At 55.5% G+C, this 25,037-nt stretch carries 20 protein-coding genes and 1 riboswitch; of the genes, 12 read left to right on the top strand and 8 right to left on the bottom strand.

Going from position 1 to position 25,037, the window contains the following annotated elements:
• Nucleotides 1-356: 356 nt before the first annotated feature.
• Both purH and purD read left to right on the top strand, forming a co-directional pair.
• Entirely contained in the window at nucleotides 357-1,946 is a 1,590-nt protein-coding gene (gene purH / locus PYW49_RS20550; protein ID WP_320387376.1) for a bifunctional phosphoribosylaminoimidazolecarboxamide formyltransferase/IMP cyclohydrolase, read from the top strand.
• Nucleotides 1,947-1,961: 15 nt separating this feature from the next.
• Nucleotides 1,962-3,254 carry a phosphoribosylamine--glycine ligase gene (purD, locus tag PYW49_RS20545; RefSeq protein ID WP_320387375.1) on the top strand — a complete coding sequence of 431 codons (1,293 nt, stop codon included), beginning with the start codon at nucleotides 1,962-1,964 and terminating at the stop codon, nucleotides 3,252-3,254.
• Between the two features lie 46 nt (nucleotides 3,255-3,300).
• Here purD and PYW49_RS20540 read toward each other — a convergent pair whose 3' ends face one another.
• The 6 genes from PYW49_RS20540 to nudC all read right to left on the bottom strand — a co-directional run bounded on the left by PYW49_RS20540 (nucleotide 3,301) and on the right by nudC (nucleotide 7,653).
• Nucleotides 3,301-3,993, bottom strand: a complete 693-nt coding sequence (locus PYW49_RS20540; RefSeq protein WP_320387388.1) for a DUF1481 domain-containing protein — start codon at nucleotides 3,991-3,993, stop codon at nucleotides 3,301-3,303.
• An 11-nt stretch (nucleotides 3,994-4,004) separates the two neighbouring features.
• Nucleotides 4,005-4,277 (bottom strand): nucleoid-associated protein HU-alpha, encoded by a 273-nt coding sequence (gene hupA / locus PYW49_RS20535; RefSeq protein WP_002445246.1) that lies wholly within the window; start codon nucleotides 4,275-4,277, stop codon nucleotides 4,005-4,007.
• Nucleotides 4,278-4,463: 186 nt separating this feature from the next.
• The gene (locus PYW49_RS20530; protein WP_134347470.1) at nucleotides 4,464-5,054 is read right to left on the bottom strand and encodes a YjaG family protein; all 591 of its coding nucleotides are present in this window, start codon (nucleotides 5,052-5,054) and stop codon (nucleotides 4,464-4,466) included.
• A 41-nt stretch (nucleotides 5,055-5,095) separates the two neighbouring features.
• Nucleotides 5,096-5,767: a deoxyribonuclease V gene (gene nfi, locus PYW49_RS20525; RefSeq protein WP_010425928.1), complete on the bottom strand. Its 672-nt coding sequence runs from the start codon at nucleotides 5,765-5,767 to the stop codon at nucleotides 5,096-5,098.
• Nucleotides 5,768-5,776: 9 nt separating this feature from the next.
• Nucleotides 5,777-6,841: a uroporphyrinogen decarboxylase gene (gene hemE, locus PYW49_RS20520; protein ID WP_010425930.1), complete on the bottom strand. Its 1,065-nt coding sequence runs from the start codon at nucleotides 6,839-6,841 to the stop codon at nucleotides 5,777-5,779.
• Nucleotides 6,842-6,879: 38 nt separating this feature from the next.
• Nucleotides 6,880-7,653, bottom strand: a complete 774-nt coding sequence (gene nudC / locus PYW49_RS20515) for an NAD(+) diphosphatase (RefSeq protein WP_320387374.1) — start codon at nucleotides 7,651-7,653, stop codon at nucleotides 6,880-6,882.
• 95 nt (nucleotides 7,654-7,748) lie between these two features.
• Between nudC and rsd the strand changes: the two genes are divergently transcribed.
• From rsd to PYW49_RS20465, 10 genes are all read left to right on the top strand, one after another.
• The gene (rsd, locus tag PYW49_RS20510; protein WP_320387373.1) at nucleotides 7,749-8,246 is read left to right on the top strand and encodes a sigma D regulator; all 498 of its coding nucleotides are present in this window, start codon (nucleotides 7,749-7,751) and stop codon (nucleotides 8,244-8,246) included.
• A gap of 54 nt (nucleotides 8,247-8,300) precedes the next feature.
• Nucleotides 8,301-8,410, top strand: a riboswitch (TPP riboswitch).
• A 78-nt stretch (nucleotides 8,411-8,488) separates the two neighbouring features.
• Nucleotides 8,489-10,384 carry a phosphomethylpyrimidine synthase ThiC gene (gene thiC / locus PYW49_RS20505; protein ID WP_320387372.1) on the top strand — a complete coding sequence of 632 codons (1,896 nt, stop codon included), beginning with the start codon at nucleotides 8,489-8,491 and terminating at the stop codon, nucleotides 10,382-10,384.
• Entirely contained in the window at nucleotides 10,384-11,019 is a 636-nt protein-coding gene (gene thiE / locus PYW49_RS20500; protein ID WP_320387371.1) for a thiamine phosphate synthase, read from the top strand. The genes thiC and thiE overlap by 1 nt, the downstream gene beginning before the upstream one ends.
• Complete coding sequence (locus PYW49_RS20495; protein WP_320387370.1) at nucleotides 11,012-11,767, top strand: HesA/MoeB/ThiF family protein; 756 nt, start codon at nucleotides 11,012-11,014, stop codon at nucleotides 11,765-11,767. Before thiE ends, PYW49_RS20495 begins: the two co-directional genes overlap by 8 nt.
• Nucleotides 11,751-11,951, top strand: coding sequence for a sulfur carrier protein ThiS (thiS, locus tag PYW49_RS20490; RefSeq protein WP_059312260.1), 201 nt, complete (start codon nucleotides 11,751-11,753; stop codon nucleotides 11,949-11,951). Before PYW49_RS20495 ends, thiS begins: the two co-directional genes overlap by 17 nt.
• Nucleotide 11,952: 1 nt before the next feature.
• A complete protein-coding gene (gene thiG / locus PYW49_RS20485; protein ID WP_320387369.1) occupies nucleotides 11,953-12,723 on the top strand; it encodes a thiazole synthase in 771 nt (256 codons plus the stop codon).
• Complete coding sequence (gene thiH, locus PYW49_RS20480; protein WP_320387368.1) at nucleotides 12,720-13,847, top strand: 2-iminoacetate synthase ThiH; 1,128 nt, start codon at nucleotides 12,720-12,722, stop codon at nucleotides 13,845-13,847. The genes thiG and thiH overlap by 4 nt, the downstream gene beginning before the upstream one ends.
• A 336-nt stretch (nucleotides 13,848-14,183) precedes the next feature.
• A complete protein-coding gene (locus tag PYW49_RS20475; protein ID WP_320387367.1) occupies nucleotides 14,184-15,725 on the top strand; it encodes a sensor domain-containing diguanylate cyclase in 1,542 nt (513 codons plus the stop codon).
• Nucleotides 15,726-15,905: 180 nt separating this feature from the next.
• Entirely contained in the window at nucleotides 15,906-16,214 is a 309-nt protein-coding gene (locus PYW49_RS20470; RefSeq protein WP_010425948.1) for a PTS sugar transporter subunit IIB, read from the top strand.
• Nucleotides 16,214-16,531, top strand: a complete 318-nt coding sequence (locus PYW49_RS20465) for a PTS lactose/cellobiose transporter subunit IIA (protein ID WP_134347479.1) — start codon at nucleotides 16,214-16,216, stop codon at nucleotides 16,529-16,531. The genes PYW49_RS20470 and PYW49_RS20465 overlap by 1 nt, the downstream gene beginning before the upstream one ends.
• Nucleotides 16,532-16,590: 59 nt before the next feature.
• Here the strand turns inward: PYW49_RS20465 and rpoC are convergent, their stop codons facing one another.
• Together rpoC and rpoB are read right to left on the bottom strand one after the other, a co-directional pair.
• On the bottom strand, nucleotides 16,591-20,814 hold the full coding sequence (rpoC, locus tag PYW49_RS20460; protein WP_134347480.1) for a DNA-directed RNA polymerase subunit beta': 4,224 nt from the start codon (nucleotides 20,812-20,814) through the stop codon (nucleotides 16,591-16,593).
• A 76-nt stretch (nucleotides 20,815-20,890) separates the two neighbouring features.
• On the bottom strand, nucleotides 20,891-24,919 hold the full coding sequence (gene rpoB, locus PYW49_RS20455) for a DNA-directed RNA polymerase subunit beta (protein ID WP_047345341.1): 4,029 nt from the start codon (nucleotides 24,917-24,919) through the stop codon (nucleotides 20,891-20,893).
• Nucleotides 24,920-25,037: the final 118 nt, after the last annotated feature.

The raw sequence follows: 25,037 nt of genomic DNA, 5'->3' as shown, positions 1-25,037 counted from the left end.
AGTCAACCCGTTATTTCAGGATTTTTTCTCTTCAACCGACCGGGTTGTTTGTGAAGTGATTCACATCCGCCGTGTCGATGGAGGCGCATTATAGGGAGTTCTCAGCAGGCCGCAACCGCTAAATGACAGAAAAATGACTGACTGCTGCATTCCACAGCAAAACCCCGCCTTATACCTTTTTACACACAGACTTATCCACAATGATACGAAAAAGTGAAAATGTGCGAGCGTTGCGCAAACGTTTTCGTTAAAATGCTCGCGCTTCACAAGGATGCCTCGTCAGGTGTGTTAGATGAGTTTTTCGCAGGAAAATTCATCTAACGCTCTCTGTAATCGTGAAATCCAGGGGATTTACCATGCAACAACGTCGTCCAGTCCGCCGCGCTCTGCTCAGTGTTTCTGATAAAGCCGGTATCGTCGAATTCGCTCAGGCACTTTCTGCACGTGGTGTAGAGCTGCTTTCTACAGGTGGCACCGCTCGCCTGTTAGCAGATAAAGGTCTGCCGGTAACCGAAGTGTCCGATTACACCGGTTTCCCGGAAATGATGGATGGACGCGTCAAAACCCTGCATCCAAAAGTCCACGGCGGTATCCTTGGCCGTCGCGGCCAGGACGACGCCATTATGGAAAAGCATGACATCGCGCCAATCGACATGGTTGTCGTTAACCTCTATCCATTTGCCCAGACCGTTGCCCGCGAAGGCTGCTCTCTGGAAGATGCCGTAGAGAATATTGATATCGGCGGCCCGACCATGGTGCGCTCCGCGGCCAAGAACCATAAAGATGTGGCCATCGTTGTAAAGAGCAGCGATTACGAAACCATTATTAATGAGATAGACGCCAACGAAGGGTCACTGACGCTTGCAACGCGTTTCGACCTCGCCATCAAAGCCTTCGAACACACTGCCGCGTACGACAGCATGATCGCCAACTACTTCGGTAGCCTGGTACCGGCTTACCACGGTGAAAGCAAAGATCCTTCCGGCCGCTTCCCGCGTACCCTGAACCTGAACTTCATTAAGAAGCAGGATATGCGTTACGGCGAGAACAGCCACCAGCAGGCGGCCTTCTATATAGAAGAAGAGGTAAAAGAAGCCTCTGTTGCGACCGCCCAGCAGGTTCAGGGCAAAGCACTCTCCTATAACAACATTGCCGACACCGATGCCGCGCTGGAGTGCGTGAAAGAGTTCAGCGAGCCTGCCTGCGTTATCGTCAAGCACGCGAACCCATGCGGCGTTGCCGTGAGCACCTCCATTCTGGATGCCTACGATCGCGCCTACAAAACCGACCCGACTTCCGCGTTCGGCGGCATTATCGCCTTCAACCGTGAGCTGGATGCTGAAACCGCACAGGCCATCATCTCCCGCCAGTTCGTTGAAGTGATCATCGCACCATCCGCATCCGAAGAAGCGCTGAAAATTACCGCTGCAAAACAGAACGTGCGTGTACTGGTTTGCGGCCAGTGGGCGGAACGCGTTCAGGGCCTGGACTTCAAACGCGTGAATGGCGGTCTGCTGGTTCAGGACCGCGATCTGGGTATGGTGACAGAAGCCGACCTGCGCGTGGTATCCAAACGTCAGCCGAGCGAGCAGGAACTGCGTGATGCACTGTTCTGCTGGAAAGTGGCGAAGTTTGTTAAATCCAACGCCATTGTCTACGCGAAAGAGAACATGACAATCGGGATAGGCGCAGGCCAGATGAGCCGCGTTTACTCTGCGAAAATCGCGGGTATTAAAGCAGGTGACGAAGGTCTGGAAGTCAAAGGCTCCGCCATGGCCTCTGACGCCTTCTTCCCGTTCCGTGATGGTATTGATGCGGCAGCCGCTGTCGGCATCACCTGCGTGATCCAGCCTGGAGGCTCAATCCGCGACGACGAAGTGATTGCCGCCGCCGACGAGCACGGCATTGCGATGATCTTCACCGACATGCGTCACTTCCGCCATTAATTCCCGGAGCTGAAAATGAAAGTATTAGTAATTGGTAACGGCGGACGCGAGCACGCTCTGGCGTGGAAAGCGGCGCAGTCTCCTTTGGTAAAAACCGTCTTTGTCGCACCGGGTAATGCAGGCACTGCGCTGGAACCTGCGCTGCAGAACGTTGCTATCGGCGTGACCGATATTCCGGCACTGCTGAGCTTTGCCCAGAGCGAGAAAATCGACCTGACCATCGTCGGCCCGGAAGCGCCGCTGGTGATTGGCGTAGTTGATGCGTTCCGCGCTGCGGGCCTGAAAATCTTCGGCCCAACGGAAGGTGCAGCTCAGCTGGAAGGCTCCAAAGCTTTCACCAAAGATTTCCTCGCACGTCATAACATCCCAACGGCGGAATATCAGAACTTCACCGAAGTGGAGCCCGCTCTGGCCTACTTACGTGAAAAAGGCGCGCCGATTGTCATCAAGGCCGACGGTCTGGCCGCCGGAAAAGGCGTGATCGTGGCGATGACGCTCGAAGAAGCCGAAGCCGCGGTTCAGGATATGCTGGCGGGCAATGCCTTTGGCGATGCTGGCCACCGAATCGTGATCGAAGAGTTCCTCGACGGCGAAGAGGCCAGCTTTATCGTGATGGTCGACGGCGAGAATGTTCTGCCGATGGCCACCAGCCAGGACCATAAGCGCGTGGGTAATGGTGATTCCGGCCCGAATACCGGTGGGATGGGTGCCTACTCCCCTGCTCCGGTAGTGACTGACGAAGTACACCAGCGCACGATGGATCGCATCATCTGGCCAACCGTGAAAGGAATGGCGGCAGAAGGCAATACCTACACCGGTTTCCTCTATGCGGGTCTGATGATCGACAAGCAGGGTAACCCTAAGGTTATCGAATTCAACTGCCGCTTTGGCGATCCGGAAACCCAGCCCATCATGCTGCGCATGAAATCCGATCTGGTCGATCTGTGTCTGGCGGCCTGCGAAGGCAAGCTCGACAAGAAAACCTCAGAATGGGACGAGCGTGCGTCTCTGGGCGTGGTGATTGCTGCGGGTGGTTACCCTGGCAACTACAACACCGGTGATGAAATCCACGGTCTGCCGCTGGAAGAGGTTGAAGGCGCGAAGGTATTCCACGCCGGAACGAAGCTGTCTGATGACGACCGCGTACTGACCAATGGCGGACGCGTGCTGTGTGCGACCGCGCTGGGTCATACCGTTGCAGAAGCGCAGAAACGCGCCTATGCGCTGATGGCGGATATTCACTGGAACGGTAGCTTTAGCCGTCAGGATATCGGTTATCGCGCGATTGCGCGTGAGCAGGGCGAGTAATTTCCCCCTCACCCTAACCCTCTCCCTTTGGGAGAGGGGACTTAAATCAAAAACTCTTATCTGTCGGCTGCCAGGTGCAGAAGTCTTCGTTCGCCACCAGCAGCAGCTGAGAGCCTTCCGGCGCCTCAAGCCACGCCACACTCACCTCCATTGATGAATGACGCTGACGGCGTTGAATATGTTCGGTCGCCCAGGATTCGAGCTCAGGCTTGACCGTCTGACCTTCGCAGGTCGTCACCGTCCCATCGGCATGCCAGCGCCCCTGGCGCAGCACGACGCGCCCCAGACGAAGTGCATCGCTGGTCTGGCGGATTTGTTCTGCACGATAGCGGTAGAGGGCGATTTGATCGCTGGAAAGCTGCTGTTTTTGACCGCTGACTTCACGCTGCATAAAGCTCAGCTCGCCATGGTCATCAAAACGCACTTTCACGTGTTCGGGGGTTTTGCTGTAGACGTTCAGTTCAATCAGCGTCAGGTCATCGCCCTGCCAGCGGTATTCCGCAGTCGACGTATTGCCGTTATGCCACGGGCTGAAGGCAGAAAGCAGATGAACTTCATTGCCGGAATCCTTGCGCCAGATCCTGACCGCGCCCTGGTTATCCGCGTAGCCGCTGGCGGTAAACGGCGGCAGAGAGGTGTCATGGCTACAGGCTGACAGCAACAGCATACCTGCCAGCGCGAGCGTTCCACGCCAGAAAGACAAAAGGGGCGTTGCCGCCCCTTCGCTAAAACTGTTCACTGCCACGCGTCTTACTTAACAGCGTCTTTCAGTGCTTTACCAGAAACAAATGCCGGCACGTTAGCTGCGGCGATTTTGATTTCTTTACCGGTCTGCGGGTTGCGGCCAGTGCGCTCAGCGCGGTGGTTCACTTTGAAGGTACCGAAACCAACCAGCTGTACAGCATCACCTTCTTTCAGAGACTCAGTAATAGCAGCCAGGGTAGATTCCAGAGCAGCTTTAGCCTGCACTTTAGACAGATCAGCCTTGTCCGCAATTACATCAATCAGTTGAGTCTTGTTCATAAGTTATCCTTTCAATGTGTTTATCGCTTGCTAAGCATCGAGTGCGACGAAAATGCCAAAAAAGCACTCTCCTGCATACACGCACCGATAGCCACTTTTTTTCGCCCCCCAAATGTAGACCAGACAAGGGTCGAAAGGGAAGAGTCGAGGAGCGACAAAACGGGCGTTATCTCAAGTTTTATTGTCTCATTGGTTAAAAATTATACCAATATTACTCTCGCCGGCCTCGCGCAAGTCCGCACGCAGCCCTTTTATCAGCTCAATATCGCGTTCTTCACACTCAGCCAGCAGGCGGAAAATTTCCCACTGAATATCCCATTCTTGCTCAACCGCCGGGTTCACCCGCAGCTCTTCGTCTGTCATTTCACGACCTTCCTGGGTCATTTCCAGCATCGCCACGGTGGTGATAGATGCCTTACTGACTTCGATAGCATGCTCCAGCGTTTCACCGCTCAGACGGGAGTGGATCAACTCGCTTAACGCCACGCAGGCATCGATGGCCGGATAGACACCGTACAGGTCAAAATCATCCGCTGCCGGGATCGCCTCTTCCAGCTTTTCCAGCTGAGAGTCGAAGTTCACCTTCGCGTCTTTCACCGTCAGCGTTTCCCAGATTAAATCCAGAATACGACGATAGATCTGGCCTTCGCCAAACGCCGTCTGCTTGCAGAACGCAGCATAGTTAGGGTACATGCGCTCGCACAGGCAAGCCATAAACGTCACGTGCTGCCAGCTTTCCAGCTTCTCAAGGCGCAAATGAATCGGGTTTTGTAACATGATGATGTCTCGAAACGGAAATTAGCCGCAGTTTACCTGAATCAGGGCTGAATTTCCTGCCAACGAATAAATGCCGGACGCGATGACGCAACGGCATCTGCCCAGCGTGTCGGTTCCGGCAATCGGTAACCTTTCATACAGCGCTGAACCCACGCCAGGGCACTGTCCATGCTCACCCGATGCCCGGTCGCGATAAACAGCGGATTGCATCGCGCCTTGCTGCGCCAGACCCATGCCAGCTGTTCACCCTTGTGGATGAGCGGCGCCAGCGCGCCCGGCTCCGCGGAAAGGGGTTCAAACGCGCCACACAGGCGTTTCTTGGCGACGCCAATGGTCGGCACATCCACCAGTAACCCAAAGTGGCTGGCAACGCCTAAACGGCGCGGGTGTGAAATACCGTGTCCATCGACGAACAACAGGTCAGGTTTTTGCGAGAGTTGCTCCCACGCTGCCAGCAGCGCGGGATATTCGCGGAAGGAGAGAAAGCCCGGAATGTACGGCATGGTGGTGGCGATACGCGCCACCTTGTATTCCACCAGCTCAAGCGAAGGGTATTTCAAGACCACCATCGCCGCTCGCGTTACTTCCCCCCCCTGCTCGAATCCGACGTCTGCTCCGCCAATGTACTGCGGAGGATCTTTATCCAGACGATCCTCGCGGATCACCGATGAAGCCAGTTCGATTTGCTGAGCGCGTAGCGACGCGAGATCCATAACCACTCCTTACTTGTGATACTGGGCAGAAAGCCGATGCACCGCCTCCACAAATACGCCAGCGTGTTCTGGCGGCACATCCTGATGAATGCCGTGGCCGAGGTTAAAGACGTGGCCTTCACCCTGGCCGAAACCAGACAGTATAGTCGACACTTCTTCTTCAATGCGGGCAGGCTGAGCATAGAGCATGGATGGATCCATATTGCCCTGCAGTGCCACTTTGTCACCCACGCGGCGGCGGGCATCGGCGATATCGGTGGTCCAGTCGAGACCCAGCGCGTCGCAGCCGGTTGCCGCCATCGCTTCCAGCCACTGACCGCCACCTTTGGTGAACAGCGTTACCGGCACGCGGCGACCTTCGTTTTCGCGCAGCAGGCCGTCGACGATTTTATGCATGTAGTACAGAGAGAACTGCTGATAATCGCGGCCGGTCAGCACGCCACCCCAGGTGTCGAAAATCATGACCGACTGCGCACCCGCTTTAATCTGCGCGTTGAGATAGAGCGTGACGCTCTTCGCCAGCTTGTCGAGAAGCGCATGCAGGGCCAGCGGCTCGGCGTACATCATCTTTTTAATCATGGTGAAGGCTTTGCTGCTGCCGCCTTCAACCATATAGGTCGCCAGCGTCCACGGGCTGCCGGAGAAACCAATCAGCGGCACTTCGCCTTTCAGCTCGCGGCGAATGGTGCGCACGGCGTTCATCACGTAGCCCAGTTCACCTTCCGGATCGGGGATTGGCAGCTTATCCACGTCGGCTTTGCTTTTGATTGGGGAGGTGAAGCGCGGGCCTTCACCGGTTTCGAAATAGAGACCAAGGCCCATGGCATCCGGAATGGTCAGAATGTCCGAAAAGAGAATAGCGGCATCCAGTGGGAAGCGGCGCAGCGGCTGGAGCGTGACTTCGCAGGCCAGCTCGGCGTTTTTGCACAGCGACATAAAATCACCCGCCTGCGCACGCGTGGCTTTGTACTCTGGCAGATAACGTCCCGCCTGGCGCATCATCCACACCGGGGTAACATCAACGGGCTGGCGCAGCAGCGCACGCAGATAACGATCGTTCTTCAGTTCGGTCATTTTTGCAGTTCCTTAAGCGTCATGGCCTCAGTGTAACACTACTCATACTCGGCTCGACACATCGCCACGGTATCTTCTATCAGCCGACGCGCCACCGTGCCCGGTGGGGGTAACAGCGGTAAATCGTCATAGCGATACCAGTTCGCTTCCAGCAGTTCTTTCTGGTCGATAACAATCTCACCGCTGTCGTATTCAGCCATAAATGCCGTCATCAGCGACTGCGGGAACGGCCAGGGTTGGGAGGTGACGTAGCGCAGGTTCTTCACCTTGATCCCGCTCTCCTCCATCACCTCACGCGCCACCGCCTGCTCTAGCGTTTCGCCTACTTCGACGAACCCGGCCAGTACGGTGTGAATGCCGTTGCGATGACGAGTATGCTGCGCCAGCAGGATGGAATCCTCCCGACGGATAGCGACGATAATGCAGGGTGCAATCTGAGGATAGTAGCGCTCGCGGCAGTGGCTGCAGAGCATCGCCCACTCGGTTTTGCTCGGGTGCATGGTATGACCGCAGTAGCCGCAGTATTTATGCGAGCGGTAAAACTCCGCCAGCTGCACGCCGCGCCCCGCCAGCTGGAACAGCCCGACATCCTGATCCAGCACCTGCCGCACAGACCCCATATCCTGGCGACGCGCTTGTTGGATCAACCACACCGGCTCGGCCTGCCACTCGCCGATCCACAGCGCGGTTTGTCCGACAAGATCGAACGTTTCCGCCGTGCCATGGGGGATTTCCCCGGCGGGCAGCCATAATTTTTGTTCGTGACTGACGATCCACCAACCCAGATCTGATTTTTCAATAATACGATCCATATCTATTGCACTACCTTCGCTTCACTGACATGTTGTTAGCATTGTGGTTACATTTTGGATAAGCAGATTCAATCCTAAACCTTGCGGAGTCGACCATGTTAAACCAGCTGGAAAGCCTGACTGAGCGCGTTAGAGGAAGTAACAAACTGGTGGATCGCTGGCTACATGTGCGCAAGCATCTACTCGTGGCTTATTACAATCTGGTCGGTATTAAGCCTGGCAAAGAATCGTTTATGCGACTGAATGAAAAATCGCTGGATGATTTTTGTCAGGGCCTGGTCGACTATCTGTCCGACGGCCATTTCAATATTTATGAACGCATTATCCGTGAAATGGAAGGGACAACGCCGTATTTAGCGGCCAGCAAACTCTATCCGCTGCTGGAAGCCAACACCCAGCAGATCATGGACTACTACGATTCCACGCTTGAGAACGCCATCGATCACGACAACTATCTTGAGTTCCAGCGGGCGCTTTCCGACCTTGGCGAAGCGCTGGAAGAGCGATTCACGCTGGAAGATAAGCTGATCACCCTCGCCCTGGATATCGGCCTGGATGTCAGCCACGAAGATAACATCGCGCGCCCTGCTTGAGTTCTTAATCGTTAACGAGTAATTTACAACCATTCGCCCCTCTCGCGAGGGGGATTTTTCTTGTCGGAGTGCCCAGTGTGAAAGCACGGGCTGAGACCGTTAATTCGGGATCCGCGGAACCTGATCAGGCTAATACCTGCGAAGGGAACAAGAGTCACACTGCTGTTGTATCGCCTAAGGGCGATCCTCTCTTGCTTCATCCGTCGTCTGACAAGCCATGTCCTTCACTTTTGGAATGAGCTATGTCTACTGCAAAACTGACCCGCCGCGAACAGCGCGCACAGGCCCAACACTTCATTGATACCCTGGAAGGCACCGCTTTCCCGAACTCTAAACGCATCTACATTTCCGGCTCGCAGGCCGATATCCGCGTCCCGATGCGGGAAATCCAGCTCAGCCCGACGCTTATCGGCGGCAGCAAAGAGAATCCGCAGTTCGAAGACAACGAAGCCGTGCCGGTATACGACACCTCCGGCCCGTACGGCGATCCGGATATTGCCATCAACGTTCAGCAGGGTCTGGCAAAGCTGCGCCAGCCGTGGATTGACGCGCGTAACGACTGCGAAGAACTGAGCGTGCGTAGCTCTGCGTACACCAAAGCACGCCTGGCCGACGACGGTCTGGACGAGCTGCGCTTCACCGGGCTACTGACGCCGAAACGCGCCAGAGCAGGCAAATGCGTGACCCAGCTGCACTATGCGCGTCAGGGGATCGTCACGCCAGAAATGGAGTTCATCGCCATCCGTGAAAACATGGGGCGCGAGCGTATCCGCAGCGAGGTGCTGCGCCACCAGCACCCGGGCGAAGGTTTTGGCGCTCGTCTGCCAGAAAATATTACGCCGGAGTTTGTGCGTGATGAAGTGGCCGCCGGCCGCGCAATTATCCCCGCCAACATCAACCACCCGGAATCCGAGCCGATGATTATCGGGCGCAACTTCCTGGTGAAGGTCAACGCTAACATCGGCAACTCGGCCGTCACTTCCTCCATCGAAGAAGAGGTCGAAAAGCTGGTCTGGTCAACGCGCTGGGGCGCGGACACGGTGATGGATCTCTCCACCGGCCGCTATATTCACGAAACACGTGAGTGGATCCTGCGTAACAGCCCGGTCCCGATTGGCACCGTCCCGATTTATCAAGCGCTGGAAAAAGTGAGCGGCATTGCCGAAGACCTCACCTGGGAAGCCTTCCGCGACACGCTGCTGGAGCAGGCTGAACAGGGCGTAGACTACTTCACCATTCACGCGGGCGTGCTGCTGCGCTACGTGCCGATGACGGCGAAACGTCTGACCGGTATTGTCTCGCGCGGCGGATCTATCATGGCGAAGTGGTGCCTCTCCCATCACCAGGAAAACTTCCTCTACGAACATTTCCGCGAGATTTGCGAAATCTGTGCCGCGTACGATGTCTCTCTGTCGCTGGGCGACGGCCTGCGCCCAGGCTCTATCCGCGATGCCAACGACGAAGCGCAGTTTGCCGAGCTGCACACGCTGGGTGAACTGACCAAAATCGCCTGGGAGTATGACGTGCAGGTGATGATTGAAGGCCCGGGACACGTGCCGATGCAGATGATCCGCCGCAATATGACCGAAGAGCTGGAGCACTGCCACGAAGCACCCTTCTATACCCTGGGGCCGCTGACCACCGATATTGCGCCAGGCTATGACCACTTCACTTCCGGGATTGGGGCGGCGATGATCGGCTGGTTCGGCTGCGCCATGCTCTGCTACGTGACGCCAAAAGAGCACCTCGGCCTGCCAAACAAAGAGGACGTGAAGCAGGGGCTGATTACCTACAAAATTGCCGCCCACGCGGCAGATCTAGCCAAAGGCCATCCGGGCGCGCAAATCCGCGATAACGCCATGTCGAAGGCGCGCTTTGAATTCCGCTGGGAAGATCAGTTCAACCTGGCGCTGGACCCGTTCACCGCCCGCGCCTATCACGACGAAACCCTGCCGCAGGAGTCGGGCAAAGTCGCGCATTTCTGCTCTATGTGCGGGCCAAAATTCTGCTCGATGAAAATCAGCCAGGAGGTGCGCGACTACGCCGCCGCGCAGACCATTGAAGTAGGTATGGCGGATATGTCCGAAACCTTCCGCGCCAAAGGCGGCGAAATCTACCTCAAAAAAGAGGAGGCGTAATGTACCAGCCCGATTTCCCGCCCGTCCCCTACCGTTTAGGGCTCTATCCGGTGGTGGACAGCGTGGCGTGGATCGAACGCCTGCTGGAGGCAGGCGTTCGAACGATCCAACTGCGCATCAAGGATAAACGCGATGACGAGGTGGAAGCCGATGTGGTTGCCGCCATTGCGCTGGGACGTCAGTTTAACGCCCGTCTGTTTATCAACGACTACTGGCGGCTGGCCGTTAAGCACCAGGCTTACGGCGTGCATCTGGGTCAGGAGGACCTGGAAACAACGGATCTGAGCGCTATCCGCGAAGCCGGATTACGGCTGGGGGTGTCAACACACGACGGCATGGAGATCGACGTGGCGCTGGCAGCCCGTCCCTCTTACATCGCGCTGGGCCACGTCTTCCCGACGCAGACCAAGCAGATGCCCTCCGCACCGCAGGGACTGACGCAGCTGACAAGTCACGTCAAACGCCTTGCCGATTACCCCACCGTCGCCATCGGCGGCATTAGCCTTGAACGGGCTCCGGCTGTGCTGGAGACTGGCGTCGGCAGTATTGCCGTCGTCAGCGCCATCACCCAGGCCGCAGACTGGCAGTCCGCCACCGCACAGCTGTTACAGCTGGCAGGAGCTGGCGATGAATGATCGCGATTTTATGCGCTACAGCCGTCAGATCCTGCTGGAGGATATCGCCATTGACGGGCAGCAAAAACTGCTCGCCAGCCGGGTGCTGATTGTCGGTCTGGGCGGATTAGGCGCACCTGCGGCGCTTTATCTGGCAGGCGCTGGTATCGGCACGCTGGTGCTGGCCGATGATGACGACATTCATCTCAGCAACCTGCAGCGACAAATCCTTTTTACCACCGAGGATATCAACCAGCCGAAAGCGCACATCACCCGGCAGCGGCTAAGCCAGCTTAATCCGGACATCGAACTGATTGCGCGACAGGAACGTCTTAGCGGCGAGAGCCTGCACCGTGAAGTCGCCCTTGCCGACGTGGTGCTGGACTGTACCGACAACATGGCGACGCGCCAGGCGATTAACGCCGCCTGCGTGGCAAATAACACGCCGCTTATCACCGCCAGCGCGGTGGGGTTCGGCGGACAGATGATGGTCCTGACGCCACCGTGGGTACAGGGCTGCTATCGCTGCCTGTGGCCGGATGATGCCGAGCCGGTGCGCAACTGCCGCACGGCGGGCATTCTTGGTCCGGTGGTCGGCGTGATGGGCACGATGCAGGCCCTGGAGGCCATCAAGCTGCTCAGCGGCATGGAGACGGAACGCAATACGCTGCGGCTGTTTGATGCCCGCTCCAGCGGCTGGCGCCATCTGGCGTTACACCGCGCCGGCCGTTGCCCGGTATGTGGAGGCCGCGATGCGCATTCTGTTTAACGATGAGCCGATGAGATGCGACGACGGGCTCACCGTTGCCGTACTGCTCGACAAGCTGCGCCAGCTCAAGCCGGGAACGGCGCTGGCGCTCAATCAACAGATCCTGCCGCGCGAGCAGTGGGAACATCAGCAGGTCAATGAAGGCGACCAGATCCTGCTGTTTCAGGTTATCGCAGGGGGCTGAGATGCTACGTATTGCCGATAAAGTTTTTGACTCGCATTTGTTTACCGGAACCGGAAAATTCGCCTCGCCGCAGCTGATGGTGGATGCCATTCGTGAAAGCGGCAGCCAGCTGGTGACGCTGGCGCTCAAGCGCGTGGACCTGCGTCACCACAGCGACGCCATTCTGGCTCCCTTACTGGAAGCGGACGTCACGCTGCTGCCAAACACCTCCGGGGCGAAAACGGCCGAAGAGGCGATTTTTGCCGCACAGCTGGCCCGGGAGGCGCTCGGCACACGCTGGCTGAAGCTGGAAATTCATCCGGATCCCCGCTGGCTGCTGCCTGACCCCATCGAAACGCTGAAAGCGGCTGAAAAACTGGTGCAGCAAGGGTTTACCGTCCTGCCGTACTGCGGAGCCGACCCGGTCCTGTGTAAACGGCTGGAAGAGGTCGGCTGTGCGGCGGTGATGCCGCTGGGAGCACCTATTGGCTCCAACCAGGGGCTGGAAACCCGCGCGATGCTGGAGATCATCATCGAGCAGGCCAACGTGCCGGTGGTGGTTGATGCGGGCATTGGCGTGCCAAGCCATGCCGCGCAGGCGCTGGAGATGGGTGCCGACGCAGTGCTGGTGAACACGGCGATCGCGGTTGCCGACGATCCGGTTATGATGGCGCGAGCGTTCCGCATGGCCGTAGAGGCCGGCTTGCTGGCAAGGGAGTCCGGCCCCGGCTCGCGCAGTTCTCAGGCGCAGGCCACCAGCCCCCTGACCGGTTTTCTGGAGACGATCTCATGAGCATGTTTACCGAGCGCTGGCGGCAGCTAAACTGGGACGACATTGCCCTGCGCATCAACAGCAAGACGGCTGCTGACGTGGAGCGCGCGCTGCAGGCCCGTCATCTGACCCGCGAGGATCTGATGGCCCTGCTCTCCCCGGCGGCCAGCGCGTACCTCGAACCGATGGCCCAGCGAGCCCAGAGGCTTACCCGTCAGCGCTTTGGCAATACGGTGAGCTTCTACGTGCCGCTCTATCTCTCAAACCTGTGCGCCAATGACTGCACCTACTGCGGTTTTTCCATGAGCAACCGCATCAAGCGAAAAACGCTCGATGCGGGTGAGATTGCCCATGAGTGTGCGGCCATACGTGAAATGGGCTTTGAGCATCTTCTGCTGGTCACGGGCGAACATCAGGGGAAAGTGGGAATGGACTATTTTCGTCAGCACCTTCCCGCCATTCGTCGTCAGTTTGCGTCTTTGCAGATGGAGGTGCAGCCCCTGTCGCAGGACGAGTACGCGGAGCTAAAAACGCTCGGACTGGACGGGGTGATGGTCTATCAGGAGACTTACCACGAGGCGACGTACGCCCGACACCACCTGAAAGGTAAGAAACAAGACTTCTTTTTCCGGCTGGAAACGCCGGACAGGTTGGGTCGAGCTGGCATCGACAAAATCGGTCTGGGTGCGCTGATCGGGCTCTCCGACAGCTGGCGGGTGGATTGTTACATGGTGGCAGAACATCTGCTTTGGCTCCAGCAGCACTACTGGCAGAGCCGTTATTCTATCTCTTTCCCCCGCCTGCGGCCTTGCGCGGGGGGGATTGAGCCAGCGTCGCTGATGGATGAACGCCAGCTGGTGCAGACCATCTGCGCATTTCGCCTGCTTGCCCCGGAAGTTGAATTATCCCTCTCAACGCGTGAGTCCCCGGCGTTTCGCGATCGCGTGATCCCGCTTGCAATTAACAACGTCAGCGCGTTTTCCAAAACGCAGCCTGGCGGCTATGCCGACGATCGTCCGGAGCTGGAGCAGTTTGTCCCGCATGACGGACGGCGTCCAGAAGCGGTAGCCGCAGCCCTGACGGCACAGGGCCTTCAGCCTGTCTGGAAAGACTGGGACAGCTGGCTGGGAAGAGCCTCGCAATAACGTTGCAACGCACCGCAACGCGGTAAAAAATTGTCGAGGGGCTACGGAAAGTCACCACCGGATGATTGCCAGCACTCATCCGGTTTTTTATTGTCACAGCGTTAGCAACGGATGCTGACCAGGGCGAAAAGCTTCTTCCTCGTTTCGCCCTGCCTCTGATTCATTGCACAAAAAGCACCCACTCGTTTAATAAGTATTTTCTTAGTGGTTCTTAAGATAAATCATCCCATCAGAAACCGTGTTCCGTATAATTCACCGCTAACCGCAGGACAGCGACTATGCTGAGAGGATATCGGCAGACGAAAAGTATTCACCATCAGGATCGATGTACAACTCATGGCACTTCACAGCAAAAAGCTCTCTTTTACCCGGCCAATCATGCTCAGCTTCGCGGGGATCCTCTGCAGTTTTGCGGTGATCGCGATCGCGGTGACGCTTTCACAGAGAAAGGATTTTCTTGAGGATTATCATAAGATAAACAGCAATTTCACGCACAACCTGGCGGTGAATTACACCGAGTCTATTCTGCGTGAAAACGACTATATCCTGGGCCGCTCTGCCATGTACTTTTCGCGTAACGACAGGTTAAACGAGACGCTCAACGTCAACCCGACGCAGGGACTGCAGATGATAATGCATTTGCAGAACCTGATGCCGACCGTGTCCTCCATCTCGCTGGCCGACACGCAGGGGCATTATCTTCGCGCACCGGAAGTGCTCCCTACGGAGAAGAGTAAAACCTTCGATCCCCGGACGCGGCCGTGGTTTGTCGCCCAGGCGGAAGCCAGTATCTTCAGCCACTATACCCGTCCCTACATGGACTACTTCACCGGCCATCCGACGGTCACACTTTATAAGCCGTTGATTTCGCCGGAAGGCAGACTGAAGGGAACGATCGCGTTTCATCTCGATTTGACCTCAATGGGCTACACCCTGCGTCAGATGGTGGCGCCCGTTCAGGGGGAATTCTTCGTCGTGGAACGCGATGGCGCCGTCGTGCTGCACCCTGATACCGGCGCGCTCTTCAAACAGTACGTGAGCGAAGCGCTGATGGACAAAATGACCAGCGGCGAAGGTCATCTTTACGACAAGAAAAGCAACGCCTGGTATTACTACTACTCGTTTACTAACCCTGACTGGTTTGTCATTTACCGGGTATCGGGTGCGACACTCAACGATATTACCCGCCACGAAACGACGATCGTTGGCTGGGGGTTCGCGCTGGCGGCCATCATCATCGTCCTCTTCGGCTTATACCTCCGCCACGCCTCGCGTAGCGTGCTGATGCACATTATCAATGCCATCAAAACCGGCGATGTAAGCGAAGCTCCACGTCTGGAAGCGATGCTGAGCCACACTATCCAGTCCAATAAAGAGCGCGAAATGGCGTATGTGCGCCAGGCAACTCACGATGCGCTGACGGGCTGTAAAAACCGCCGCGCGTTCGATAGCGATGTTGCGGAGCAGCTGAATACCCAGCAGCCTTTCGCGATGGCGCTGGTGGATATTGATAACTTTAAGTCGATTAACGACACGCTGGGTCACCTGACCGGTGATATCGTCCTGCGCAACGTGGCCCGCGAAGGGATCCAGATAATGCAGCCACATCATGTCTCGGTTTACCGTTACGGTGGAGAAGAGTTCGCGGTGGTCTTCCTGGCTGAGCAGATACCTTCCGCGCTCTCATTGCTGGAAGCGTGGCGTACCGCCGTTGAAAAACGCGTCTGGCGAGAAGAGAACCTGCGGGTCACGTTCAGCGGTGGTCTTGGGGAGTGGCATTTCGAACCGCTGGAGCAATTTGTGGGAAGCGTTGATAACGCCCTCTACAGCGCGAAGCAGCAGGGAAAAAACCGCATTATTCGCACGTCCATCAGCTAATCCGCCCTCTTTCCCCCTGCCCGTTTCGACGGGCCGGGTACCCGACAATACAAAATTGTAACCGGTTTCAGAAAATCATCGGTTTCTTTGTGATGCCTGACACACAATCGCGGTAAAGCGGTTGTTGAAGCGTTCTGCACGGGATAATTATCAGTAAACACATGTAGATCGAGGCTGATTATGAAGAACATCGTTTTATGCTGTGCAGCGGGAATGTCAACCAGCATGCTGGTTCAACGTATGAAAGACGCCGCACAGAAAAAAGGGGTTGAAGTCACTATTAAAGCCGTTCCGGTTGCGGAGTTTAAAGACAACATCGCGACGGCCGACATCGTATTACTGGGGCCACAGGTTAAATACGAGCAGGCAAAACTACAGGCGCAGGCCGACCCGCTGGGTAAAAAGGTCGCGGTGATCGACATGATGGATTACGGCATGATGAAAGGTGATGCCGTACTGGAAAAAGCGCTCAAACTTCTGGAGTCATAATGGAAGACTTAGAAACCACGATTATGGAACTGCTGGTCAACGCAGGCGCGGCGCGCAGTGCGGCCCTGACGGCGTTACAGATGGCGCGTAAAGGTGAGTTTGACGAAGCAGAAAAAGCGATGGAAGAGTCGCGCGAATATGTGAAACATGCGCACACTATACAGACGCAGCTCATCGGTCTTGACGAAGGGACCGGGAAACTTCCGGTGAACCTGATCACCGTCCACTCTCAGGATCACCTGATGAACGCGATGGTCATTCAGGACCTGGCGGGCGATATGATTGAGCTGTATCGTCGGCTGCCGCTGATTAACTGATAAAACGCAGATATAAAAAAACCCGCCGAAGCGGGTTTTTTTATTTATGGCATCAACGATTACTCGTTGTCGGAACCGCCCAGACCTGCGTTCAGCAGTTCTGCCAGGCTCGCGGATGCATCTTCAGCAGTCACCTGCGGTGCAGCTGGCAGTTCGCCTGCAGCACGACGACGCATACGATCCTGGTGGTACGCATAACCGGTACCCGCTGGGATCAGACGACCCACGATGACGTTCTCTTTCAGACCGCGCAGTTCATCACGTTTACCTGCAACAGCGGCTTCGGTCAGGACACGCGTGGTTTCCTGGAACGATGCTGCTGAGATGAAGGACTCGGTTGCCAGAGACGCTTTGGTGATACCCAGCAGATCGCGTGCGAAGGTCGCACCGATTTTGCCGTTCGCTTCCAGATCGCGGTTAGCGATCTTAACGCGAGAGTATTCAACCTGTTCGCCTTCCAGGAACTCGGAGCTGCCTGCGTTTTCGATGGTTGCTTTACGCAGCATCTGACGAACGATAACTTCGATGTGCTTATCGTTAATCTTAACGCCCTGGAGACGGTAAACGTCCTGTACTTCGTTGGTGATGTAACGCGTTACCGCGTGTACGCCACGAAGACGCAGAATGTCGTGCGGTGCTTCTGGACCATCGGAAACCACGTCACCACGTTCTACACGTTCACCTTCGAACACGTTGAGCTGACGCCACTTAGGAATCATCTCTTCGTACGGCTCGCTGCCATCTACTGGGGTGATAACCAGACGGCGTTTACCTTTGGTCTCTTTACCGAAGGAGATGATACCGCTGATTTCAGCCAGGATTGCAGGCTCTTTCGGACGACGTGCTTCGAACAGGTCTGCAACGCGTGGCAGGCCACCGGTGATGTCCTTGGTACCGCTGGATTCCTGTGGAATACGCGCCAGAGCATCACCCGCACCGATCTGAATACCATCTTCCAGCTGAACGATCGCTTTACCCGGCAGGAAGTACTGCGCAGGCATGTCGGTACCAGGGATCAGAACGTCGTTACCGTTAGCATCAACGATTTTCAGTGCAGGACGCAGATCTTTACCACCGGCAGTACGTTCAGCAGAATCCAGAACCACCAGAGAAGACAGACCGGTCAGCTCGTCAGTCTGACGAGTAATGGTCTGGCCGTCGATCATGTCAGTAAAGCGGATGAAACCACTTACTTCGGTGATAACCGGCATGGTGTGTGGATCCCAGTTTGCTACGGTTTCGCCGCCAGCAACCTGCTCACCATCACCTTTCGCCATAACAGCACCGTAAGGCACTTTATAGCTCTCTTTGGTACGACCGAATTCGTCGATCAGCTTCAGCTCGGTGTTACGAGAGGTCACAACCAGCTTGCCTGCGGAGTTAACAACAGACTTCGCGTTGCTGAGCTTGATGCTACCTTTGTTTTTCACCTGGATGCTGGATTCAGCAGCCGCACGAGATGCCGCACCACCGATGTGGAACGTACGCATCGTCAGCTGTGTACCCGGCTCACCGATGGACTGTGCCGCGATAACGCCGATTGCTTCACCTTTGTTGATGATGTGGCCACGCGCCAGGTCACGACCATAGCAGTGCGCACATACACCAAAGTCGGTGTCACAAGATACAACGGAACGTACTTTCACAGAGTCAACAGAGTTCGCTTCCAGCAGATCACACCAGTGCTCGTGCAGCAGCGTGTTGCGTGGAACCAGAATGTCTGCAGTACCCGGCTTCAGAATGTCTTCCGCGGTTACACGACCCAGTACGCGATCGCGCAGTGGCTCTTTAACATCACCACCCTCGATAACCGGGGTCATGGTGATACCTTCGAGGGTGCCACAATCGTCTTCGGTCACAACCAGATCCTGCGCAACGTCAACCAGACGACGCGTCAGATAACCGGAGTTCGCTGTCTTCAGTGCGGTATCCGCCAGACCTTTACGCGCACCGTGAGTAGAGATGAAGTACTGGAGTACGTTCAGACCTTCACGGAAGTTCGCGGTGATTGGCGTTTCGATGATGGAGCCATCTGGCTTCGCCATCAGACCACGCATACCTGCCAGCTGACGAATCTGTGCTGCAGAACCACGCGCACCGGAGTCGGCCATCATGTAGATGCTGTTGAAGGAAACCTGCTGCTCTTCTACGCCGTCACGGTTAATCACGGTTTCGGTCTGCAGGTTATCCATCATCGCTTTGGATACACGATCGTTCGCCGCAGCCCAGATATCGATAACTTTGTTATAGCGTTCGCCCGCGGTAACCAGACCAGACTGGAACTGCTCCTGGATCTCAGCAACTTCGGCTTCCGCTTCAGAGATGATCTCGTGTTTCTTCTCTGGGATGACCATGTCATCGATACCAACAGATGCACCTGAACGCGCTGCATAAGCAAAGCCGGTGTACATTGTCTGGTCAGCGAAGATAACGGTCGGCTTCAGACCCAGAATGCGGTAACAGGTGTTCAGCATTTTGGAGATAGCCTTCTTGCCCAGCGCCTGGTTGACGATGGAGAAAGGCAGACCTTTCGGTACGATCATCCACAGAATGGCACGGCCAACGGTCGTGTCTTTCAGGCTGGTCATCGCCACGAATTCGCCGTTTGCATCTTTTTCGTATTCGGTGATACGCACTTTAACGCGCGCATGCAGAGAGGCCAGGCCAGCGCGATAAATACGCTCAGCTTCTTTCGGGCCAGTCAGCACCATGCCTTCGCCTTTAGCGTTAACACAGTCACGGGTCATGTAGTACAGACCCAATACAACGTCCTGAGAAGGAACGATAATTGGCTCACCGTTCGCTGGGGACAGAATGTTGTTGGTAGACATCATCAGCGCACGCGCTTCGAGCTGGGCTTCCAGCGTCAGCGGTACGTGAACAGCCATCTGGTCACCATCGAAGTCGGCGTTATATGCCGCACAAACCAGCGGGTGCAGCTGGATAGCTTTACCTTCGATCAGGACTGGCTCAAATGCCTGGATACCCAAACGGTGCAGGGTTGGTGCACGGTTCAGCAGTACCGGGTGTTCGCGGATAACTTCGTCCAGGATATCCCAAACGACAGCTTCTTCACGCTCAACCATTTTCTTAGCGGCTTTGATGGTGGTGGCGAGGCCACGCAGTTCCAGCTTGCCGTAGATGAACGGTTTGAACAGCTCCAGTGCCATTTTCTTCGGCAGACCGCACTGATGCAGACGCAGGTATGGACCTACGGTGATTACAGAACGACCGGAGTAGTCAACACGCTTACCGAGCAGGTTCTGACGGAAACGACCCTGCTTACCTTTGATCATGTCGGCCAAAGATTTCAGAGGGCGTTTGTTAGAACCGGTGATCGCACGACCACGACGACCGTTATCCAGCAGGGCATCTACCGCTTCCTGCAGCATACGTTTTTCGTTGCGTACGATGATGTCCGGCGCAGCCAGATCCAGCAGACGTTTCAGACGGTTGTTACGGTTGATAACGCGACGATACAGATCGTTTAGATCGGACGTTGCGAAACGACCACCATCCAGCGGAACCAGCGGACGCAGATCTGGCGGCAGAACCGGCAGAACGGTCAGGATCATCCACTCTGGTTTGTTACCAGACTGAACGAACGCTTCCAGCAGTTTGATACGCTTGGTCAGCTTTTTACGTTTGGTTTCGGAGTTGGTTTCGTTCAGCTCTTCACGCAGCTGCTCGCACTCTTGCTCCAGATCCATGCTCTTCAGCAGGGCCTGAATAGCTTCCGCACCCATCTTCGCGTCGAATTCGTCACCGAACTCTTCCAGCGCGTCCAGATACTGCTCTTCAGTCAGGATCTGGTGACGTTCCAGGTTCGTCATCCCGCCTTCGATAACCACATAAGATTCGAAGTACAGAACACGTTCGATATCACGCAGCGGCATATCCAACAGCAGACCGATACGGGACGGCAGAGATTTCAGGAACCAGATATGAGCGGTTGGAGACGCCAGCTCGATGTGGCCCATGCGCTCACGACGCACTTTGGTCTGGGTCACTTCAACGCCGCACTTCTCACAGATCACACCACGGTGTTTCAGGCGCTTGTACTTACCGCACAGGCACTCGTAATCTTTTACTGGCCCGAAAATACGCGCACAGAAAAGGCCGTCACGCTCAGGTTTGAACGTACGGTAGTTGATGGTTTCCGGCTTTTTAACTTCACCGAAAGACCATGAACGGATCATGTCTGGCGAAGCCAGAGCAATTTTGATCGCATCAAACTCTTCGGTTTTAGTCTGCGCTTTCAGAAACTTTAATAAATCTTTCACGGATTTGCTCCCGTCGGAGTTAGCACAATCTGGTGCCGGGGGTTAACCCGGCACCAGTGACCTGTTTGAGCGAGAATTACTCGTCTTCCAGTTCGATGTTGATACCCAGCGAACGAATCTCTTTCAACAGTACGTTGAAGGATTCAGGCATGCCCGGTTCCATCTGATGGTTGCCGTCCACGATGTTCTTATACATCTTGGTACGACCGTTCACGTCATCAGACTTAACGGTGAGCATTTCCTGCAGGGTGTATGCCGCGCCGTATGCTTCCAGCGCCCACACTTCCATCTCCCCGAAGCGCTGACCACCGAACTGTGCCTTACCACCCAGCGGCTGCTGAGTAACCAGGCTGTAAGAACCGGTAGAACGAGCGTGCATCTTGTCGTCGACCAGGTGGTTCAGTTTCAGCATGTACATGTAACCTACGGTTACCGGACGCTCGAACTGTTCACCGGTACGGCCGTCAAACAGCGTAATCTGACCAGACGTTGGCAGACCACCCAGTTGCAGCAGCTCTTTAATTTCAGCTTCTTTCGCACCATCGAATACCGGCGTTGCGATTGGCATACCTTTTTTCAGGTTCTCAGCCAGGCGCAGCACTTCTTCATCGCTGAAGGTGTTCAGGTCGACTTTCTGACGCACGTCGGTACCCAGATCGTAGGCACGCTGGATGAATTCGCGCAGTTTCGCGACTTCTTCCTGCTGCTTCAGCATGGCGTTAATCTTGTCGCCGATACCTTTCGCAGCCATACCCAGGTGGGTTTCCAGAATCTGACCGATGTTCATACGAGACGGTACACCCAGTGGGTTCAGTACGATATCTACCGGCGTACCGTTAGCATCGTGCGGCATATCTTCGATCGGGTTGATCTTAGAGATAACACCCTTGTTACCGTGACGACCTGCCATCTTATCACCAGGCTGGATCTGACGTTTAACAGCCAGATACACCTTAACAATCTTCAGCACGCCTGGTGCCAGATCGTCGCCCTGAGTGATTTTACGGCGTTTCGCTTCGAGTTTTTTCTCGAACTCGTGTTTCAGTTCGTCATACTGCTCAGCCAGCTGTTCCAGCTGATTCTGTTTCTCTTCGTCGGTCAGGCCCAGTTCCAGCCAGCGATCGCGTGGCAGTTTGTCGAGCTTCTCAGCTTCAACGCCACCGGCAACCAGCACCGCATAGATACGGCTGAACAGACCCGCTTCGAGGATCTGCAGTTCTTCAGACAGGTCTTTCTTAGCCTGTTTGAGCTGCATCTCTTCGATTTCCAGCGCACGTTTATCTTTTTCAACGCCATCACGGGTGAAGACCTGAACGTCGATAACCGTACCGGAAACACCGTTAGGTACGCGCAGAGAAGAGTCTTTAACGTCAGACGCTTTCTCACCGAAGATTGCACGCAGCAGTTTCTCTTCTGGCGTCAGCTGGGTTTCACCTTTCGGTGTTACCTTACCAACCAGAATGTCGCCGCCGGTCACTTCCGCACCGATGTAAACGATACCGGATTCATCCAGCTTGGAGAGCGCAGCTTCACCCACGTTAGGGATGTCAGCGGTGATCTCTTCTGGCCCCAGCTTGGTGTCACGGGACACACATGCCAGTTCCTGAATGTGGATGGTGGTGAAACGATCTTCCTGAACCACACGCTCGGAAACGAGGATGGAGTCTTCGAAGTTGTAACCGTTCCACGGCATGAACGCTACGCGCATGTTCTGACCAAGCGCCAGTTCACCGAGGTCGGTGGACGGACCGTCTGCCAGCACGTCGCCGCGCTCAACTGGCTCACCCAGAGATACACAAGGCATCTGGTTGATACAGGTGTTCTGGTTAGAACGGGTGTATTTGGTCAGGTTATAAATGTCGATACCTGCTTCGCCCGGGTACATCTCGTCTTCGTTAACTTTGATAACGATACGGGAGGCATCCACGTACTGAACAGTACCGCCACGTTTAGCAACCGCAGTAACACCGGAGTCAACGGCAACAGCACGTTCCATACCGGTACCAACCAGCGGCTTATCAGCGCGCAGAGTTGGAACGGCCTGACGTTGCATGTTCGCACCCATCAATGCACGGTTGGCGTCATCGTGTTCCAGGAACGGGATCAGGGACGCACCGACGGATACCACCTGCTGGGTGGATACGTCCATGTAGTCAACCTGGTCGCGGCTGAACAAACTCGATTCGCCTTTGCTACGGCAGGTAACCAGATCTTCTACAAAGTGGCCTTCGTCATCCAGGTTGGAGTTCGCCTGAGCGATAACGTAGTTACCTTCTTCGATAGCAGACAGGTAGTGAATTTCGTCGGTTACAACACCGTCAGTCACTTTACGGTACGGAGTCTCGAGGAAACCGTATTCGTTAGTCTGTGCGTACACGGACAGGGAGTTGATCAGACCGATGTTTGGACCTTCAGGCGTTTCGATAGGACATACGCGACCGTAGTGCGTCGGGTGTACGTCTCGAACTTCGAAGCCTGCACGTTCACGGGTCAGACCGCCTGGGCCGAGTGCAGAGATACGACGTTTGTGCGTAATCTCAGACAGCGGGTTGTTCTGGTCCATGAACTGAGACAGCTGGCTGGAACCGAAGAACTCTTTCACTGCTGCAGAAATCGGCTTGGCGTTGATCATATCCTGAGGCATCAGGGTATCCAGATCGCCCAGAGACAGACGCTCTTTCACCGCACGCTCTACACGTACCAGGCCAACGCGGAACTGGTTTTCCGCCATTTCGCCTACGGAACGGATACGACGGTTGCCGAGGTGGTCGATATCGTCCACTTCGCCTTTACCGTTACGGATATCGATGAGCTTCTTCATCACTTCGATGATGTCGTCTTTGCTCAGGATACCGGAACCTTCGATCTCATCACGCAGCAGAGAACGGTTGAACTTCATACGACCAACCGCGGACAGATCGTAGCGGTCTTCGGAGAAGAACAGGTTCTCGAACAGGCTTTCAGCCGCTTCGCGAGTTGGTGGCTCACCAGGACGCATCATGCGGTAGATTTCAACCAGCGCACTCAGACGATCGGTCGTTGGGTCGACGCGGATAGTCTCAGAGATATAAGGACCGTGGTCCAGATCGTTGGTGAACAGCGTTTCGATACGTTTGTGGCCAGACTGGCTCAGCTTAGCCAGCAGATCCAGGCTCAGCTCCATGTTCGCCGGGCAGATCAGCTCGCCAGTTGATTCATCAACGTAATCTTTCGCGGCTACTTTTCCTGCAATGTATTCAACCGGAACTTCGATGTGTTTGATATCATCTTTTTCCAGCTGACGGATGTGACGCGCGGTGATACGGCGACCTTTTTCCACATACACTTTGCCGTCGGCTTCGATGTCGAACGACGCGGTCTCACCACGCAGACGTTCCGGCACCAGCTCCATCTGCAGCTTGTTGTCGCGGATTTCAAAGATCACTTTCTCAAAGAACAGGTCCAGGATCTGCTCAGTAGTATATTGCAGCGCACGCAGAATGATGGTTGCAGGCAGTTTACGACGACGGTCGATACGGACAAACAGGTTGTCTTTTGGATCGAACTCGAAGTCCAGCCATGAACCACGGTAAGGAATGATGCGCGCGTTATACAGTACTTTACCGGAAGAGTGTGTTTTACCTTTATCGCTGTCGAAGAAGACGCCCGGGCTACGATGCAGCTGGGAAACGATAACACGCTCAGTACCGTTGATAACAAAAGTACCGTTGTCTGTCATGAGTGGAATTTCACCCATGTAGACTTCTTGTTCTTTAATGTCTTTTACGGTGCCTTCTGGCGCTTCGCGCTCGTAGATCACCAGACGCAGTTTTACGCGCAGCGGTGCGGAATAGGTCACGCCACGGATCTGACATTCCTGAACGTCAAACACCGGCTCGCCAAGGCGATAGCTGACGTACTGCAGCTCGGAATTACCGCTGTAGCTCTGAATCGGGAACACGGATCGGAAGGCTGCTTCCAGACCGTACTGCCCTTCAGGATCTTGCTCGATAAACTTCTGGAACGAGTCAAGCTGGATAGAAAGGAGATATGGAATGTCCAGAACTTGTGGACGTTTACCAAAATCCTTACGAATACGTTTTTTCTCGGTATAGGAGTAAACCATAGGGTTCCTCAGCTCGCTGACAAGTCGACCCATCTGTCCGACGAAGGGACAGTTTGTGCAACACCATTTTGTGGACCGGAAAATTGAATACTTTCCGCAATACCTGTTGCTATCACGC

Source organism: Enterobacter chinensis, assembly GCF_034008295.1.
Classification (GTDB): Bacteria; Pseudomonadota; Gammaproteobacteria; order Enterobacterales; family Enterobacteriaceae; genus Enterobacter; species Enterobacter chinensis.
This window is presented reverse-complemented; position numbering and strand designations above follow the sequence as displayed.